This window comes from Solibacillus sp. FSL W7-1472 (assembly GCF_037969775.1).
Taxonomy (GTDB): Bacteria; Bacillota; Bacilli; order Bacillales_A; family Planococcaceae; genus Solibacillus; species Solibacillus silvestris.
Map to the genome: position 1 here is coordinate 2,356,322 of NZ_CP150208.1, position 16,133 is coordinate 2,372,454.

At 38.2% G+C, this 16,133-nt stretch carries 18 protein-coding genes; 1 reads left to right on the forward strand and 17 read right to left on the reverse strand.

Going from position 1 to position 16,133, the window contains the following annotated elements:
• The first annotated feature begins 56 nt into the window (after positions 1-56).
• On the forward strand, positions 57-461 hold the full coding sequence (locus MKY07_RS11705; protein ID WP_339262298.1) for a hypothetical protein: 405 nt from the start codon (positions 57-59) through the stop codon (positions 459-461).
• Here MKY07_RS11705 and MKY07_RS11710 read toward each other — a convergent pair.
• From MKY07_RS11710 to MKY07_RS11790, 17 genes are all read right to left on the reverse strand, one after another.
• Entirely contained in the window at positions 434-1,429 is a 996-nt protein-coding gene (locus MKY07_RS11710; protein WP_065215703.1) for a VanW family protein, read from the reverse strand. The genes MKY07_RS11705 and MKY07_RS11710 overlap by 28 nt on opposite strands.
• A gap of 150 nt (positions 1,430-1,579) precedes the next feature.
• Complete coding sequence (locus MKY07_RS11715; RefSeq protein WP_065215702.1) at positions 1,580-2,581, reverse strand: M23 family metallopeptidase; 1,002 nt, start codon at positions 2,579-2,581, stop codon at positions 1,580-1,582.
• The gene (locus MKY07_RS11720; RefSeq protein WP_008404253.1) at positions 2,581-3,348 is read right to left on the reverse strand and encodes a polysaccharide deacetylase family protein; all 768 of its coding nucleotides are present in this window, start codon (positions 3,346-3,348) and stop codon (positions 2,581-2,583) included. Before MKY07_RS11720 ends, MKY07_RS11715 begins: the two co-directional genes overlap by 1 nt.
• 236 nt (positions 3,349-3,584) lie before the next feature.
• Positions 3,585-4,886 carry an NCS2 family permease gene (locus MKY07_RS11725; RefSeq protein WP_065215700.1) on the reverse strand — a complete coding sequence of 434 codons (1,302 nt, stop codon included), beginning with the start codon at positions 4,884-4,886 and terminating at the stop codon, positions 3,585-3,587.
• 254 nt (positions 4,887-5,140) lie between these two features.
• Positions 5,141-6,667: an SH3 domain-containing protein gene (locus tag MKY07_RS11730; protein ID WP_339262303.1), complete on the reverse strand. Its 1,527-nt coding sequence runs from the start codon at positions 6,665-6,667 to the stop codon at positions 5,141-5,143.
• Between the two features lie 253 nt (positions 6,668-6,920).
• Positions 6,921-8,285, reverse strand: a complete 1,365-nt coding sequence (gene accC, locus MKY07_RS11735; protein WP_014823468.1) for an acetyl-CoA carboxylase biotin carboxylase subunit — start codon at positions 8,283-8,285, stop codon at positions 6,921-6,923.
• 15 nt (positions 8,286-8,300) lie between these two features.
• The gene (gene accB / locus MKY07_RS11740; RefSeq protein ID WP_014823467.1) at positions 8,301-8,801 is read right to left on the reverse strand and encodes an acetyl-CoA carboxylase biotin carboxyl carrier protein; all 501 of its coding nucleotides are present in this window, start codon (positions 8,799-8,801) and stop codon (positions 8,301-8,303) included.
• 193 nt (positions 8,802-8,994) lie between these two features.
• Positions 8,995-9,528 (reverse strand): SpoIIIAH-like family protein, encoded by a 534-nt coding sequence (locus MKY07_RS11745; protein WP_008404261.1) that lies wholly within the window; start codon positions 9,526-9,528, stop codon positions 8,995-8,997.
• Complete coding sequence (locus tag MKY07_RS11750) at positions 9,525-9,902, reverse strand: hypothetical protein (protein ID WP_339262306.1); 378 nt, start codon at positions 9,900-9,902, stop codon at positions 9,525-9,527. The genes MKY07_RS11745 and MKY07_RS11750 overlap by 4 nt, the downstream gene beginning before the upstream one ends.
• A gap of 66 nt (positions 9,903-9,968) precedes the next feature.
• Positions 9,969-10,103 carry a hypothetical protein gene (locus tag MKY07_RS11755; RefSeq protein ID WP_269454576.1) on the reverse strand — a complete coding sequence of 45 codons (135 nt, stop codon included), beginning with the start codon at positions 10,101-10,103 and terminating at the stop codon, positions 9,969-9,971.
• Positions 10,100-11,011, reverse strand: coding sequence for a stage III sporulation protein AE (locus tag MKY07_RS11760; RefSeq protein WP_008404266.1), 912 nt, complete (start codon positions 11,009-11,011; stop codon positions 10,100-10,102). Before MKY07_RS11760 ends, MKY07_RS11755 begins: the two co-directional genes overlap by 4 nt.
• On the reverse strand, positions 11,011-11,388 hold the full coding sequence (locus tag MKY07_RS11765; protein ID WP_008404267.1) for a hypothetical protein: 378 nt from the start codon (positions 11,386-11,388) through the stop codon (positions 11,011-11,013). Before MKY07_RS11765 ends, MKY07_RS11760 begins: the two co-directional genes overlap by 1 nt.
• 4 nt (positions 11,389-11,392) lie before the next feature.
• Entirely contained in the window at positions 11,393-11,599 is a 207-nt protein-coding gene (locus tag MKY07_RS11770) for a hypothetical protein (RefSeq protein ID WP_008404269.1), read from the reverse strand.
• A gap of 104 nt (positions 11,600-11,703) precedes the next feature.
• The gene (locus tag MKY07_RS11775) at positions 11,704-12,705 is read right to left on the reverse strand and encodes a nitronate monooxygenase (RefSeq protein ID WP_339262308.1); all 1,002 of its coding nucleotides are present in this window, start codon (positions 12,703-12,705) and stop codon (positions 11,704-11,706) included.
• 80 nt (positions 12,706-12,785) lie between these two features.
• The gene (locus MKY07_RS11780) at positions 12,786-13,604 is read right to left on the reverse strand and encodes an ABC transporter permease (RefSeq protein ID WP_339262310.1); all 819 of its coding nucleotides are present in this window, start codon (positions 13,602-13,604) and stop codon (positions 12,786-12,788) included.
• Positions 13,605-13,619: 15 nt separating this feature from the next.
• Entirely contained in the window at positions 13,620-14,561 is a 942-nt protein-coding gene (locus MKY07_RS11785) for an ABC transporter permease (RefSeq protein WP_339262312.1), read from the reverse strand.
• 17 nt (positions 14,562-14,578) lie between these two features.
• The gene (locus MKY07_RS11790) at positions 14,579-16,129 is read right to left on the reverse strand and encodes an ABC transporter substrate-binding protein (RefSeq protein ID WP_339264649.1); all 1,551 of its coding nucleotides are present in this window, start codon (positions 16,127-16,129) and stop codon (positions 14,579-14,581) included.
• Between the last annotated feature and the right edge of the window lie 4 nt (positions 16,130-16,133).

Consider the following 16,133-nt stretch of genomic DNA (forward strand, 5'->3'; position numbering starts at 1 on the left):
AACGATTTACATCGAAAATCGTTCCACTGATAATCAATTCGAATGGAGGATTATTTATGACTGCACTTAACAATCTATTTTTGCTTCTAGAACAACAACTCATACATTACAGAAAGGAAGATTTTATCAAGATCTTGAGTGAGGATTTTTTTGAATACGGATCATCCGGAGGCATCATGGATAAAACTTACTTGATTCACCAAATGACAGAACAAGGGATTGAAGACTGTTTATTTACCGTTAAGAATTTCAGGCAGTTTCACTTGCAGATCAAATTGTGCAAACACGATTTGTCACTACAAATCGAACGAATGGCAACAGGCAAAACCGCAGTTCGCTTTGGCGCAATGAAAACGGGACATGGCGGATGTTCTTTCATCAAGGAACACCAGCAAAATAAAAAACCACTCTTATGTAAAGAGCAGCATTTTTATTACTTTTTCAGTAAATCTTTATATTGATGCGATGTCGTGAGCGCAATCGTCAGCGAACCTTTGCTGTAATACGTTTTAATTAAAAACGGTGCCCCGCTCGTATTTTGAAATTTAAAATCGAGCGATCCGTAAGAAACCGTCGCATCCCTTCCAGTCGGGACATAGCCGATGTTTAGTGAATGGTGATGCCTTTCCGTAATGCGAATTCCCAACTGGTCGACGGCATTGAATAATGTCGAGGACGTTTGGCAAATTCCACCACCAATACCCATCACCAGCTCCTTGTTAATAATTTCAGGTGCCGGTTGATAGCCTTTTTCCACCGTTCGTTCTCCGACCATTGTGTTAAAAGAAAAATAATCTCCATCCCCAACTAAAATATTATGGATGGCCTTTGCGGAAAGTTCGATATTTTCACTTCTTCCGCTTTCTGCTCCATTAAAATAAGTCGTAAACGAAGCAACAGTCACATCATCTAATGAAGGAATGTCGATTTCCAGATTGCTTTCCAATATATACAGCGGCAAAAAAATATGGTCCCCTTTTGGAGAAGCCGCTAAAATTTTTTCGACTAATTCACTTTCCTTTAATACGATTCCGGAATTTCCTTCAATAATCTCTCCGTTTTCCCCAATTTTGTGCAGGACCATTGTTTGATCATAGCCGGTCCTTTCTTTAGACCCTCTTGCCAGTTCTCTCGCTACTTTCTTAATGTTTGCCTCGTACAGTTCACGATCCGTGCCGTATCCTAATAATTGTGGTGTGAACGATTTCACGATTTCCATTGTTCTCGGATCAATCAGTGTAATAACAGCTGGATAGATAAGCGGATATTCCCCAACAATTGCTTCCCTTTCCGACAACGGGGAGGAGGTCGAAGCTTCGATTTGATGTTCTTTTACTCCGTCTGTTTCGGAAGTTCCTGAATATGACGCTTTTTCACAGCCTAGTAAACAAAGACCGAACAATACTAAATAAATGAAGTTTGTTTTCATTTTATTTCCCCTATCTATAAAAGCAAAGATCTCATAGCTTATTCAGAAATTTAACTTCTGTTAACAGAATTAATGCCACAAATGCCCATACGTATTGAATGGGGTACCGTCACTTTTATAGACAGCTAAAATGGTAAAAATCATTAATCATTATTGTTTTCTTTGCCTCGCTTCTTTTTCCCATCTTGTCAGCGCTGGATATGGATCAAATGCCCATTCTGTCCTGCCATTAAATTTATAGATCCCATAATGTAGATGCGGCGGGAATTTCCCGGCTGTTCCTTCTTTTCCGTACCCTGTACTTCCAACATAGCCGATAACTTGTCCAGCCTCGACAATATCGCCTTCTTTGAGTCCTTTTTGAAAATAAGCGAGGTGTGCATAATAATGATATGAATTATGGTTGTCACGAATACCGACACGCCAGCCGCCAAATTGATTCCAGCCCATCACTTCGATTACCCCGTATGACGTTGAATAGACCGGCGTGTTGTACGGAGCAAAAATATCCGTTCCTTCATGTATTCTTCGGCCACCCCAGCCTCGATTTGCCCCCCATGTCCCTCTGTAGCTGTAGTCAGCTCGAATTGATAGCGGGAATGTATGCCCATCCAAATCGATCGTTCCAAATTTCTCATATAATTTTGCGATGACAAGTATTTGATTCACCGATAGTTCATTTTTATAATAATCCCACAATGCCAATTTAAAATTATCCTCACCATATCCGTACTGTCTTAAATACTTAGCCAATGTAAATAATATATCGCTATCATCTGAACGATCCGCAATCCCATCCCCGTTCCCATCCATACCGCTTCCATTAAAATAAGCAATTGAAACCGGGGAAGTATCATTTTCGGCCGGATTTAAAATACCGGACCAGAATTCATCCGAAAATTGAATGGCAATGGTACTTTCTCGCTTTGGAATATCCTTTCGTACTTCCTGAATATTTCGTTCATATTGATCGACAGCCGCCAAATAATACCAAGGCAATAAAATATTTTCATGCTGTATATAGTAGTCCATTCTTTTTTCCAATAGTTGTTCTTTTGTCGAGGTGGTGTCCTCCTCTGCAGAAGCATCGGCAACCGGCATATATCCTAAAATGACAACGGCCGTCATCATCAATGCAATACGGTATTTCATCATTTCCCCTCCTCTACGATATGTTGGTTCGAATCATTTTGTAATCGAATCATTTGTGAAATTGTAATAAATCGGTAGCCTTGATTTTTTAGCTCCGGCAATATTTTCTCCAACGCTTGAACTGTCTGCTCCCGATTGCCTCCTCCATCATGGAACAACACCACATTTCCATTTCCGAGTCCGTTTAATACCGTATTCACTATTTTATTTACACCTGGATTTTTCCAGTCTTCTGTATCCTGATGCCATGACCACATTACAATTTTATAGCCTTTTTTGACGGATTCTTTTACGAGTTCATCTGTATAATACCCTTCGACTGGTCGGAATAAATTCGGTTTCGTCCCAGTAATGCTGAATATTGTATCGGATGTCTGATTAACCTCTTCCATAATGGGAGAAACTGATTTTGTATAAGGATGTGTGTACGTATGATTGGCAATCTCATGTCCACTTTCATGCATCCGCAAAACGAGTTCGGGGCTTTTTTCAGCCAGTTGCCCCACGATAAAAAACGTTCCCTTCGCCTCATATTGTTCAAGTAAATCAAGTATTTGTTCGGTATATTTCGGATGCGGCCCGTCATCAAATGTCAGGGCCACCACCTTTTCGTTCGTTTTAATATCCCATATAATTTCACCTGTTTTTTCATAATAGTCCCTTCCTTTTGCTTCACCTAGACTGTTGAAAACATACATAGCTGCAAATAAAAATAAAAGGACTAAAAATAAAATAAAAGCAATTCTTTTCCATTTTTTTCTATTCATATGATCACTTCCTTAATTAATTTCATCAGCATTAGTATTTAGAAAAACGCTAAAAAGATGTATTCAATTTAAAGTGAAAATAACCCATTTATTTTTTTGAAATTAAAAAGAGCTAGAGATTCGATGTGAACTCTAGCTCTTTTCCTGCGTTAATCCTGTTACAGCAATCCTTTTTATGTATAGAACAGGAAGCCCTTGTTACAAAAATTGCTGCTCCAATAAGAAGCAGCAATTTTTTAATGTGGTAGATAAATTAACTGTAATATGAACAGAACAGCGAAAATATAAACGAGCGGATGTACTTCGCGTCCACGCCCTTTTACAAGCATAATTAACGGATAGCTAATAAAACCGAGTGCGATCCCTGTAGAAATACTTGATGTAAGTGGCATTGATAGAATAACTAAAAACGCCGGGAACGACTCTTCAATTTCATCCCATTTCATGTTTTTCACAACACCGATCATTAAGCTACCTACGATAATTAATGCTGGTGAAGTAATGGCTGCCACACCGGACAATGAGCCAACAAGCGGTCCAAAAAATGAAGCGATGATAAACAGTACGGCAACGGTTAATGCTGTTAAACCTGTACGGCCACCAACTGCAACACCAGAACCTGATTCCAAATATGCAGTTGATGGACTTGTCCCGAACATCGCACCTGCAGTTGTTGCAAGAGAATCGGAAATAAGCGCTTTACGTGCACGCGGCAATTTCCCGTCCTTCAATAACCCTGCTTGCTTTGATACACCGATTAACGTCCCTGTCGTATCAAATAATGTAACTAAAATGAATGAAAAAATCACACCGTATAGACCGTATTCAATCACTTCTGAAATCGCAGTTATTGGATTGAGTATGATAATTCCTTCCGGTAAATGTGGAAGCGCCACTACTTTATCGATTGTAAGTTGTCCTGTGAACATCGCAATAATTGCCGTCACAATCATACCGATAAAAATTGCCCCGTTCACTTTACGAGCCATTAGTGCAACTGTAATGAACAGCCCAACAAATGTTAATAACGGTGCTGGCTCCGCAATATCACCAAACTTAACTAAATTAGATTCATCAGCTACGACGATACCGGACATACGCAACCCGATGAAAGCGATAAATAATCCAATACCCGCAGTAATCGCCAACTTTAAGTTTTCAGGAATTGCTGTAATCAGCTTTTCACGGAATGGCGTTAAACTAATAATAATAAATAAAATACCTGCAACAAATACTGCTGAAAAGGCAGTAGTATACGTAATCTCTCCATTTGAAGCTAATACAACAGTATAAGTAAAATATGCATTTAATCCCATACCTGGAGCAACGGCGATCGGATAGTTCGCACAAAGCGCCATCCAGCCTGTCCCGATAACTGCTGCGATAATTGTTGCCATAAATACTTGATCAACCGGAACTCCAGCGCCTGATAAAATAATCGGGTTAACAATGATGACATAAGCCATCGTTAAAAATGTTGTTAAACCCGCAAATAATTCACGCTTAACTGTTGTCCCATTTTCTTTTAACTGAAACATTTGCATTCCTCTTTTCAAAACACGAACAATTTTTAAGAACTTATATATAATATTCGTTATTATAGTAAAATGCAATCTATTATAAGCATTTTTTTAAATAGGGAAAATTAATTATTTTCAGAAAATTATTTTATTATTCATATAGCTCTCTCTTTGAGATATTTCTTCATTCTTACTTTACCCAAATTATGATATTTTACAGCTGCAAAATGAGAAAAACGGTTGCAGTGGACGCAACCGTTTTCCTATTTCTATTATTTTTTCTTTAATACGAATGTTTCATATCTCTGTATGAATGCGGATATGTGAGCACGTGTTAAAATATTTTCAGGTTCAAAAGCTTTGATTGATGTTTGGGTAGTAAGTCCATTATTGATGAAAAATTGAATCGCTGTGTCTTCACTTACTGTTTTCCCATAGTAGTAAGAGGCCATCAATTGTGCCAGTTTACCACGTCTGATACCTTGCTCCGCTAAAGCTCTTGAGGCTTTCGATTTTTCGCTTGCCACTACAGGCATATTATACTTTTTCGCCAAGTTGTATACTTTACTTCTGTTCCAAGATGATGTGCTTTGTACATTTGCTAATTCATCTTTTTCAGCGTAGCGGAAGAAGATTGTCAGGAAGTGTGCTTCTGTTAATTTTTTGTTCGGTAGTAGATGCGTTTCGTATTTTTTAATTTTTGCATTCCATATTGTACTGTCACCTTGAATGTAACCTCTATCGATTGCCCAGATCATGTCATCTTTCCACCAAGCTGTAGTACTGAAGTCAGCATATTGTTTAATATAAGACGAGTAGTCCGGTTTAGGCTCAACAGGAGTTACAGGAGTCGATGTCGATTCTACATAATCTAAATAACTTGACGCTACATACCCTTCTGATCCGTCACTTCTTTTCACCGGATACCATACAAAATGGTTTTTCTTCGTTGCTACCTCATCGTAAACAAATGGACCAGTAATGGTAACCACTTCGCCTTTAGTTAAAGTACCTTTTTTAGAATCATCTCCCGTTGTAGGTCTAGATCTAAATGCGGGATTTGTTGTTGCACTTACTTTTTCACCTTTTTCAAAAGAGTACTTTGATTTTGTTAATGGTAAATCAAACTTATAATTCATCTTTAAAAATTTAATATTATCTCTGCTGTTAGAGTCATATTGGAAACCTTCGCTTGTAAAAGGCAGCTCTTGTAAGTCGATTAATTCATATTTCTCAACAAACCCAAAAATCTTTTCTTGATATGCTTTTACATTTCTTTCACCAGTTGCTTGTACAGTTGGACTATTTACCGGCTTCGTACCGTTATAAGCCATAACCGCGAAGTACCAAGATTCCAGGACATCTCTGTCACCATCATTAATTTTAGGTAAATCCGATCGATCAAACATTTTATCAAGAATTTTTACACCCGATTCAATATTATAAAGAAGGTCATTTTTTAATCTTTCTTCATTGTAGCCGGCCTGATTTGTAATTTGCATAAGGCCAATCCCATTATCTGCTGTCACAATTGCTTCCCCGTTGTTATCGAAATGACGCCAATTTCCACTTTCACCTTCCGCTATTGCCTTCACAATCTCAGGAGGGACATCATAACTCAATGCTGTTTCAGTTAATAAGCAGTTCGTAGTAGAAAAATCCGGGTTTACCTTCGACGCTGTATCATACTCACACGTATTTGCAATATCATTTGCAATTACATTTTTATCATTATTGATAGATAGAGTGATCGCACCAACAGCAATTACACCAATCAATGGTTTGAATAACTTTTTCATAAGTACTTATTACACTTCCTTTTATATTTTCTAAAGTTAAAAGATTCACATATATGTTAACATATACCAAACTTTCTAGATAGGGGTACCTTCCGCTATTTTGTCTTGAGCAGCCATCTGCATATTTTTTGCCCCCTCTCTTACTCTATTAATGGCTATTCCACTTACAGACGGTAAAACTGTTAAATAGTTTCAAAAAAAATAAAAACCCTCTAATTTAAAATTAGAGGGTTAAAAACTTATTAAAATCTAATTAAGATTTCACATTCACACCTAAAATATCATTCTCTTCCAGGAACTTCGTGTTGAATTTCGCTGATTTGAATACGTCGTTGTTCATTAAAGCTTGGTGGAATGGAATTGTAGTGTTAATTCCAGGTCCAGCTACTTCAAATTCTGATAACGCACGGTTCATTTTCGCGATTGCTTCTTCACGAGTGTCTGCATGAACGATCAGTTTTGCGACCATTGAATCGTAGTATGGTGGGATCGTATAGCCTGCATAAACTGCAGAATCGATACGTACACCATAACCGCCTGGTACTACATACGTATCTACAGTACCTGCTGAAGGCATGAAGTTTTTGTATGCATTTTCGGCGTTAATACGGCATTCAATTGCCCAGCCGTTAATTTTGATGTCTTCTTGTTTGAACGGCAGTTCTTGACCAGAAGCGATTTTTAATTGTTGTTGTACTAAGTCAACACCTGTAATCATCTCTGTTACAGGGTGTTCAACTTGAATACGTGTGTTCATTTCCATGAAGTAGAAACGATCTTCCTGGTAATCGTAGATGAACTCGATTGTACCAGCACCTTCATAGTTACATGCTTTTGCTGCTTTTACAGCAGCTTCGCCCATTTCTGCACGGCGCTCTTCAGATAGTGCCGGAGACGGCGCTTCTTCTACAAGCTTTTGCATGCGGCGTTGAACTGTACAGTCACGTTCGCCAAGGTGTACAACATTGCCATGGCTGTCCGCTAATACTTGGATCTCGCAGTGACGGAAATATTCGATGAATTTCTCTAAATAAACACCAGGGTTGCCGAATGCCGCTGCTGCCTCTTTTTGAGTAATTTCAATTCCTTTTACTAGCTCTTCTTCTGTGCGTGCAACACGGATCCCTTTACCGCCACCACCAGCAGTTGCTTTAATGATGACCGGGTACCCGATTTTCGCAGCCCATTCTTTACCTGTTTCAATATTCGGTACAATGCCTGTACCAGGAACTAACGGAACATTTGCCGCTTCCATCGTGTCACGTGCAACATCTTTAATCCCCATAATTTTAATCGCATCCGAAGAAGGACCGATAAATTTAATACCCGCGTTTTCACAAGCTTCAGCAAATGCTGCGTTTTCCGCCAAGAAACCATATCCTGGGTGGATCCCGTCAGCACCTGTTTTTTGCGCTACCCCTAAAACTGCCGGGAAACTTAAATACGAATCTTTCGATAACTTTGGTCCGATACAATATGCTTCATCCGCAAGCTTTACATGCAATGCATCCGCATCTGCTTCAGAATATACTGCGACCGTTTGAATACCTAGCTCTTTACATGCACGAATAATACGTACTGCAATTTCGCCTCGGTTTGCGATTAATACTTTTTTCATTTGTATATACGCTCCTTATTCAGCTTTTACTAAAAATAATGGTTGACCATATTCTACTAATTGGCCATCTTGAACTAAGATTTCTACGATTTCACCTTTAACTTCAGCTTCGATTTCGTTGAATAACTTCATCGCTTCTACGATACAAACGATTGACTCTTCGCCTACTTTATCGCCTACTTTTACATATGCTGGTGATTCCGGGTTTGGAGCCTGATAGAATGTTCCAACCATAGGAGACGTGATTTTATGTAAATCAGCCGTGTTTTCTACTGGTGCTGCTGGTGCTTCTGCTTTAGGAGCTGGAGCTGGTGCCGCTTCTACTTGTACTGGAGCTGGTGCCGCTACTGCTGCAACCGGTGCTGCTTCTTGTACTTTTTTAGGAGCTGCTACTTCTGTAACACCGTTGTTTTTCTTTAGTTTAACCTTTGCGCCGTCCGCTTCATATACAAACTCGTCGATTGATGAAGCATCTACTAATTTAATAATTTCTCGGATTTCTTGAACTTTGAACATTCTTAACTCTCCCTTAAAAAAAAGTAATAACAATACAAACCCTATTTTATAATTTTTCGGACTATTTTGAAACAAATAATTTTAAATAGCTCAAAAATAGGCATAAAGCAGAACAATCGTATATTAAGACAAAGAAAAATATTTCAATCTGCTATATAACACATTTTCTGCTTTACATTAATATGACGTCCTTTTAATTAAAAGGTTCGAATTCTACGCTAACATTTACATAATCTTTAAATTCAGAACGCACAACGTATAAGATTTCATCTGCTAATTTCTCGGATACTTCATCTGACATAACTCGTACAGCCACCTTATCTCCTTCAATTCGGACAAGGGCATCTGAATAGCCGATTGATTTAATAAGCATTTCCAGCATCGCTTCCGATGATTCCAACTTGATCAGTTCATCCATTTCATTGAATGCCTCATTCTTTTCTTCTGCTGTAAATTCATCAGCAGCAATCTTTTGCGTCAACTGTTCTTTTTGCTGGCTGCGTTTGTTCGCTAACTCTAAACGTACTTCCTGGAATAAGTCGCTTTCTGAGTTAACTGGTTGTGTCAGGTTTTGATTAACCCCTAAAATATCTGTTTCATCAATCGTTTCATCAGAGAAGATCGTTAAAATATTCGGCGTATTGTCTTCGAAAATATAAAATACAGAAATTACCGCAGCTAAACTTACTACTGTTAAGAACCATACTGTTCGTTTTTTCACTTTCACTTGTTTTCCCCCTTAATTTGCATTGGCACTACTTGAATACGATGCGACGGAATTTGCAGAACATGCCCAACGGTTTCCTTTAGCATGGTTTTCACGTCGGTATTATTCGCTCCTTGTGCCACAATGATGACACCGGATAGCTTTTGCTGTTGTGTGACAGACAAAAATTGCTGTTCACTTTGTTGATCATAGTGAAAATAAACCTGAACTTGTCCGACTGACTGAATTTCACTTAATAATTTTGCAAGCTGTTCCTCATTTGAGTTATTGCTTTCTCCTTTCTCCGGTTGTGATAGAAACATGAATAAAAAAATAATAAATCCTACGGCAATGACAATTAATACGATAGGACGATTCGCTTGTTTCTTTTCCACATTATTAAGCGTATACGCCCCCTTCTCTACTAGATTTCAACATAATGTATGAACGAAACAAACCGGTTATGCAAACAATGAAAGAATTGTGCTTGTCACGAATAAATACAATGCGAGCTTTACATATACTTGCCATTGCCGCTCATCAGCAAATATGAGAAGACTGCTGCCCAGTAAAATAAAAAGAAATAATTGAATCATGTTTTTCCCCCCATGGACATCTGCATAAAGAAAATAAATAATAGTACGATAAACATAATTGCGAAGCCAAGTAAAAAGGCAACCGCACATAAAACAAACATCGTCTTTCCAACATCATCAAATAGACCGCTTATACGCATATTTGTAAACGGTTCTATAATGGCACCAATAATTTTAAACAGCAGTGCATGTAGCAATAGTACCGTCGCCGGATAAAAAGCCGCACCCCAAATAATTGTTAAAAAGGACAGTCCAACAAAGGTGGAAACGGTTGACTGAGTTTTTTGGAAAAAGGACAGCCCTTCTACAATCAAATTGCCGATTAACGGAATATTTTGCTCAATTAATTTCTTTATAGGTGATTTTAATGCGTCATTTAGCTGAATAAAGGCGACACCAGAAAGCGTCAAAATCGATGTCAATGCAATAACCGACGCAATCATGACGCTTAATATAGAAGAACGAATAAGATCTGCAGCTTTTGAAAAAGAAATAGCCGGATATATTTTTGTACAGACATCAAATATTAATGCGAGGATTAGAGCAGGTATTGTAACGTTTGTGCTGATAAATAAAATAACCTGGACAAAAAGAATGATGATTGGATTCCATGCGATCGCCGTAAATACGGTTTGAATTGTCAACAGCATAAATGACATGATCGGTAAAATAGCCATAAAGAAATTTTGCAGTATGGCAATGAGCTCATACAGCACAACAAAGGCATCGACAACATTTTGTGCAAATACTACGATAAACAAAATAATAAATAACTGTTCAATTAACGCGGTTTCTTTCGGGACTAAAGCAAGTAGCAGTAAATACATCAAAATATATATCGCTACTAGCAGCAAAGAATACACTAAAGATTGAATGGGCTCTGTAAAAATCGAATAAATTGTCTGCATTACTGTAGCCTTTCTAATAATTGGATTAATAGCTGAAATTTCGGTTGTAGCAGATTGATCCAATATAACACTGCGGTCATGCGAATGGACAACGTAACTAATGTCGCAAAAGCTTCATATTCAAATTGATCTAATAGCTGACAGATTAATTCATTCAGCAAAAAAAGTAATGCCGTGAAGAGCAGTCCCTTACTGTATGGAACATTATTGAAAATAACTGCGAGTCGCTGCCAAAGCGGAATGAGTTGCTCGCGGACAACAAATTGGAAAAAAATAAAGAAAGCGATGACGACAATGATTGAATGCAGCTTGTCCATCGTCTGTTTTAAAAATAAAAACAGAACTAAATAAATGACACTTGCAAATAGCGCAATCATTTAGCTAGACGGCCGTCAACCATTGGAAAAATACGACAATCTCTTGAAAGAACAAGCGCAAAAATCGAATTAATTCAATCGTCATGTATAAATACGCAATGAAAAACAAGAAAAACGAAAACTCTTTTTTTCCTAAATGCTCGAAGAATAAATGAAGAAGTGCAATAATCAACCCAATCCCTGCAACACGAAGCACATCTTGTAATTCCAATAAAGCCCTCCTTCCTTAACGAAACTATATGCACTATCCAATCAAATAAGCACAAAAAAACACCGATGAGAAAGTTTTATCCTTTATCATCAGTGTAAAAAATTTTATTGTAAGAGAGTTTCGATAATCTCTTTAACAGATGCTTCTTTAGCCAAATAGCTATTTTCCCCCATCCAAAGAGACATATATTCAAGGTTGTTTTGACGGGCACTTTCTTTTCGGATCGGTTGGGTCAAATAATGCTGAAGCGGATATGGGGCAGTCACCGCTTCTTTTAACTCCTCGGTAAACCTGTTTTTCAGACCGCGCGCATATTTGCCTGTAAATGCTTTCGTTAACGTTGTCGCTTGTTGACCGGAATTTAAAATCGCTTCTTTATGTGTTCTCGATGTCTCGCATTCATATGCAGTTAAAAGAATCGTACCTAATTGAACAGATGTCGCACCAAGCTGCAGCATTTCCTTAACATGCTCAGCCGTCATAATTCCACCTGCAGCGATGAGCGGAATGGTTACTATTTCTCTTACATTTTCCAGAAGCTCCGTGGTCGTTATTAATTGAAGAGGTTCAGTAAATGACCCACGATGACCACCTGCTTCTCTTCCCTGAACAACTACAGCATCAAGACCAGCTTGTTCCACTGCAATCACTTCCTCTACGGTTGTAGCAGTGCCGATTAAATAAATTCCGTGTTCTTTTAATTTTGTAATTGTCGCTATACTAGGGATGCCAAATGTGAACGACACAATTTTTACATCCTCATCGATAATCGCCTGGATTTGTTCGTTAAAAACTTCTGTAGACACGATATGTGGTGTCTCGGTAATACCTAACTCATCATAAAAAGGTTGTAATTCTTGGCGTGCTTTTTGAATAACCGTCTGATCGAATCCTGATTGTTCTGGAACGAATAGATTAACATTAAAAGGTTTCGTCGTTAAGTTTTTAACTTCTTGAATAAACTTTAATGTTTCTTCACCATTTAAATATCCTGCGCCTATTGAACCTAACATACCTGCCTTACAGCAAGCTTCAACAAATTTAGGAGTCGTAATTCCGGCCATTGGTGCTTGAATTGTTTCATGTAGTAACGTGTACCTTGTCATCACTATATTCCCACCTTTACTATTGGCAATGTACATTCATTGTAGCATTGTTTTGAAATTTTCGAATTACTAGATAATTACTACTTTGATCGTGGGTCTAATAAATCACGGACAGCATTACTTAGCATGTATAACCCTAATACCATTAACGTAATTGCAATCCCTGGTGCATAGACATACCAAGGTGCACTCGCCAGATAAGACTGTGAATCTTTCAGCATCCGGCCCCAGCTAGGATCCGGTGGCTGCACACCAAGTCCTAAATAGCTAAGCGCTGCTTCCGCTAGCATCGCCGTAGCAAATGTAATCGTTGCCGCAACAATGATTTGAGAGGAAATGTTCGGTAAAATATGTCGAAACATAATTCGCGGAGCTTTTGCGCCAATTAACTTTGCAGCTAAAACAAACTCCGCATCCCGTTGTTGGACGAAACCACTCCGTACGATACGGGCAATGCCTGGTATTGCAATGATACCTAATGCGATAGACGTATTTACAATACCTGGACCAAAGATGGCCACGAGCATTAAGGCTAAAATGATACCAGGAAACGCCATTAGCGCATCTAAAAAACGACTTAATATTTCGTCAGTCCAACTACCAAAATAACCTGCAATACCTCCTATTAACACCCCAAATGTAACGCCAATAAATACGGTGATTATACCGACTATAAAGGCTGTTTGTGTCCCTTTCATAATTCGACTAAAAATATCTCGCCCGAATTCATCTGTACCGAACCAATGTGTACTGTTCGGTGCAAGCAACTTTTGTGCGATATTCATTGCCGTCACATCATAAGGCGTATAAAAAAAACTTACAATCATAATCAGTAATAACCCACCAACAATTAACAAGCCGATGAGCAAATTGAAGTTTTTCAATAGTTTAGTTGCCAATCTTGCTCACCACCTTTAGCGAATTCGAATTCGCGGATCTATAATGGAGTATAAAATATCTATAATAAAATTAATTGTTACAACTGCAATCGTTATATACATGACGATTCCCTGTACGAGTGGAAAATCGCGGTTGTTAATTGCCGTCACTAATAGCTGCCCTACACCTGGAATTGAAAATACTTGCTCAACAATAATTGTTCCTGCCATTACCTCTGCTGTTATTAATCCGAAAACGGTCAAAATCGGTATCAGTGCATTTTTTAGTACATGCTTATACATAACGTTGCGTTCAACAATACCTTTACTGCGAATTGTCCGAACATAGTCAAGGCGAATTTGCTCCAAAACCGCAGTACGGACGTAGCGGAAATTAATCGCTATTTGTGGGATGGCGATTGTTATCGCTGGTAATAACAATGTACTTAATGCTCCTGTAATACTTGTGGACCAAGGTATGTAGCCACTAATTTTGAAAAAATCAACATTCATAGCGACATAAATAATTAGCATCATCCCCAGCCAAAATGATGGAATAGCCATACCAATTTGCGTTGCTGTTGACAGCGTTAAGTCACTTAATTTATTTTGACGTCGGGCAGCAAACATCCCAAGAGGAAGTGACACTGCACAAACGATAAAAAGCGTGATCGCTGCTAACGAAAGTGTAACTGGAAGCCGATCAAGCATTAACTCCATTACCGGCATTGAAAATCGAATAGAATTCCCTAAATCCCCTGTAAAAAGTCCTGTCATCCATTCAAAATATTGTACATAGAGCGGGAGGTCCAAACCGAGTTCAGACCTCAAACTTTCAATCTGCGCAGGATCTGCTTCTGTACCAAGCATTGTTAACACAGGGTCTCCAGGCAAAATTTGAAACACGCCAAATGTAATAAAAGAGACAAAAATAACAGTAACAATTAAGAGGACGAAGCGGCGTAGTAAATACAACATTACGCTTCAACCCTTTCTTAATTTGACATTTTCACTTCCGACATATCGTGGTACCAGAATGGATATGATTTTAAACCTGATACCGCTTTATCTGAGCCCCAAATCACTTGGTAATCTGCAATATAAACAGCCGCTGCTTCCTCTGTTAAAATTCTTTGTGCTTGCTTGAAATAATCCACTTGCTTCTCTTGATCGGTTTCAAGTAATACTTCACTCATAACTTTGTCAAATTCAGCATTGTTGAATCGGAAAAAGTTCTCCCCATCATTCGTTGAAATATAATCATTTAAAACTTCAAAGGCAGATGGGCGACCTGTTAAATCGATAGCCGTCATTTCATAATCACGACCAAAATACACTCGCTCCAACCAAATACCCCATTCTACTACTTCAATTTCAACATCAATTCCGATTGCCTTTAGATTTTCAACGACAATTTGTGCAATGTTCCCGTATATTGCGTTATGAGAGGATACCGTAATTTTTGTTGAGAAGCCATCAGCATAGCCGGCTTCTGCTAGGAGAGATTTTGCATTTTCAACATCAAATTTCCAAACATCCACAAGCTTCTCATCATGGTATTTACCCATAGCCGGACTCATATTTGAACCAAGTTTCTCCGCATACCCGTTAAATACAGAGCTTATAATGTCCTCTTTATTAATAGCCATTGCTATCGCTTGGCGCACCTTCACATTATTAAAAGGTTCTTTCTCTTCATTAAAAGTAACAACTAATGATGAGTTATTTTGCTGTTTCGTCGTATTAAATTCCTCCGTAACTTCATCAATACGTGCCCAAGGTATCCCTGTTAAATCCACTTCATTTGCAAGTAACGCCATAATAGCTGCTTGATCATCCGATTGAAAATTAAACGTTACTTTATTTAAATACGGTATACCATCACGCCAGTAATTTTCATTTTTCTTCAGTACTAAATTCGTACCTGGAGAATATTTTTCATATGCGAATGGTCCGGTACCGATCGGATTTTCATTATGTTTGCCATCATTTGCAGCAGGTACAATACCTGAAGTCAATGCTGTTAATGAGTACAAAAAGTTTGAATTCGGCTCTTTTAAAATAAATTTAAATGTATTTTCGTCCTCAACATTTGCTGAAACGACATTATCAAAGTTATTTTTCATTTTCTCCCCACCATTTGTACCCATTAAACGATCGAACGTATATTTCACATCATCCACCGTTAAATCTGAACCATCATGGAATTTCACACCTTGACGAATCGTAAATGTATACTCTAAGCCATCATCCGATATTTCATACTTTTCTGCTAATGCCTCGCGCAATGAGCCATCTGTATTTGGAGCCATCAATCCTTCAAACATATTTAAAATCATCTGGAATGAAATCGAAGCTGTCGCTTTATGCGGATCTAAAAAATCTGGATCATCATTTACACGCACGATAATTTCTTGCGCCTCGTCCCCTGAAGAGCTATTGTTTGTTTCATTTGAAGAATCACTACCTGTATCTTCTGAACAGGCTGCCAGTACAAAAACAACGATTGCCATTAAAAACATTAGAGTATACTTTTTCAATGAAATTCCC

What these genes read in the sequence shown, in the direction of transcription:
- MKY07_RS11715 (WP_065215702.1), bottom strand. Translation starts at nt 2,581, where the DNA reads ATGAAATACCGTATTGCATTGATGATGACGGCCGTTGTCATTTTAGGA.
- MKY07_RS11785 (WP_339262312.1), bottom strand. Translation starts at nt 14,561, where the DNA reads ATGTTGTATTTACTACGCCGCTTCGTCCTCTTAATTGTTACTGTTATT.
- MKY07_RS11755 (WP_269454576.1), bottom strand. Translation starts at nt 10,103, where the DNA reads ATGATTCAATTATTTCTTTTTATTTTACTGGGCAGCAGTCTTCTCATA.
- MKY07_RS11705 (WP_339262298.1), top strand. Translation starts at nt 57, where the DNA reads ATGACTGCACTTAACAATCTATTTTTGCTTCTAGAACAACAACTCATA.
- MKY07_RS11775 (WP_339262308.1), bottom strand. Translation starts at nt 12,705, where the DNA reads ATGACAAGGTACACGTTACTACATGAAACAATTCAAGCACCAATGGCC.
- MKY07_RS11720 (WP_008404253.1), bottom strand. Translation starts at nt 3,348, where the DNA reads ATGAATAGAAAAAAATGGAAAAGAATTGCTTTTATTTTATTTTTAGTC.
- MKY07_RS11710 (WP_065215703.1), bottom strand. Translation starts at nt 1,429, where the DNA reads ATGAAAACAAACTTCATTTATTTAGTATTGTTCGGTCTTTGTTTACTA.
- MKY07_RS11765 (WP_008404267.1), bottom strand. Translation starts at nt 11,388, where the DNA reads ATGATTGCGCTATTTGCAAGTGTCATTTATTTAGTTCTGTTTTTATTT.
- MKY07_RS11725 (WP_065215700.1), bottom strand. Translation starts at nt 4,886, where the DNA reads ATGTTTCAGTTAAAAGAAAATGGGACAACAGTTAAGCGTGAATTATTT.
- MKY07_RS11730 (WP_339262303.1), bottom strand. Translation starts at nt 6,667, where the DNA reads ATGAAAAAGTTATTCAAACCATTGATTGGTGTAATTGCTGTTGGTGCG.
- accB (WP_014823467.1), bottom strand. Translation starts at nt 8,801, where the DNA reads ATGTTCAAAGTTCAAGAAATCCGAGAAATTATTAAATTAGTAGATGCT.
- accC (WP_014823468.1), bottom strand. Translation starts at nt 8,285, where the DNA reads ATGAAAAAAGTATTAATCGCAAACCGAGGCGAAATTGCAGTACGTATT.
- MKY07_RS11760 (WP_008404266.1), bottom strand. Translation starts at nt 11,011, where the DNA reads ATGCAGACAATTTATTCGATTTTTACAGAGCCCATTCAATCTTTAGTG.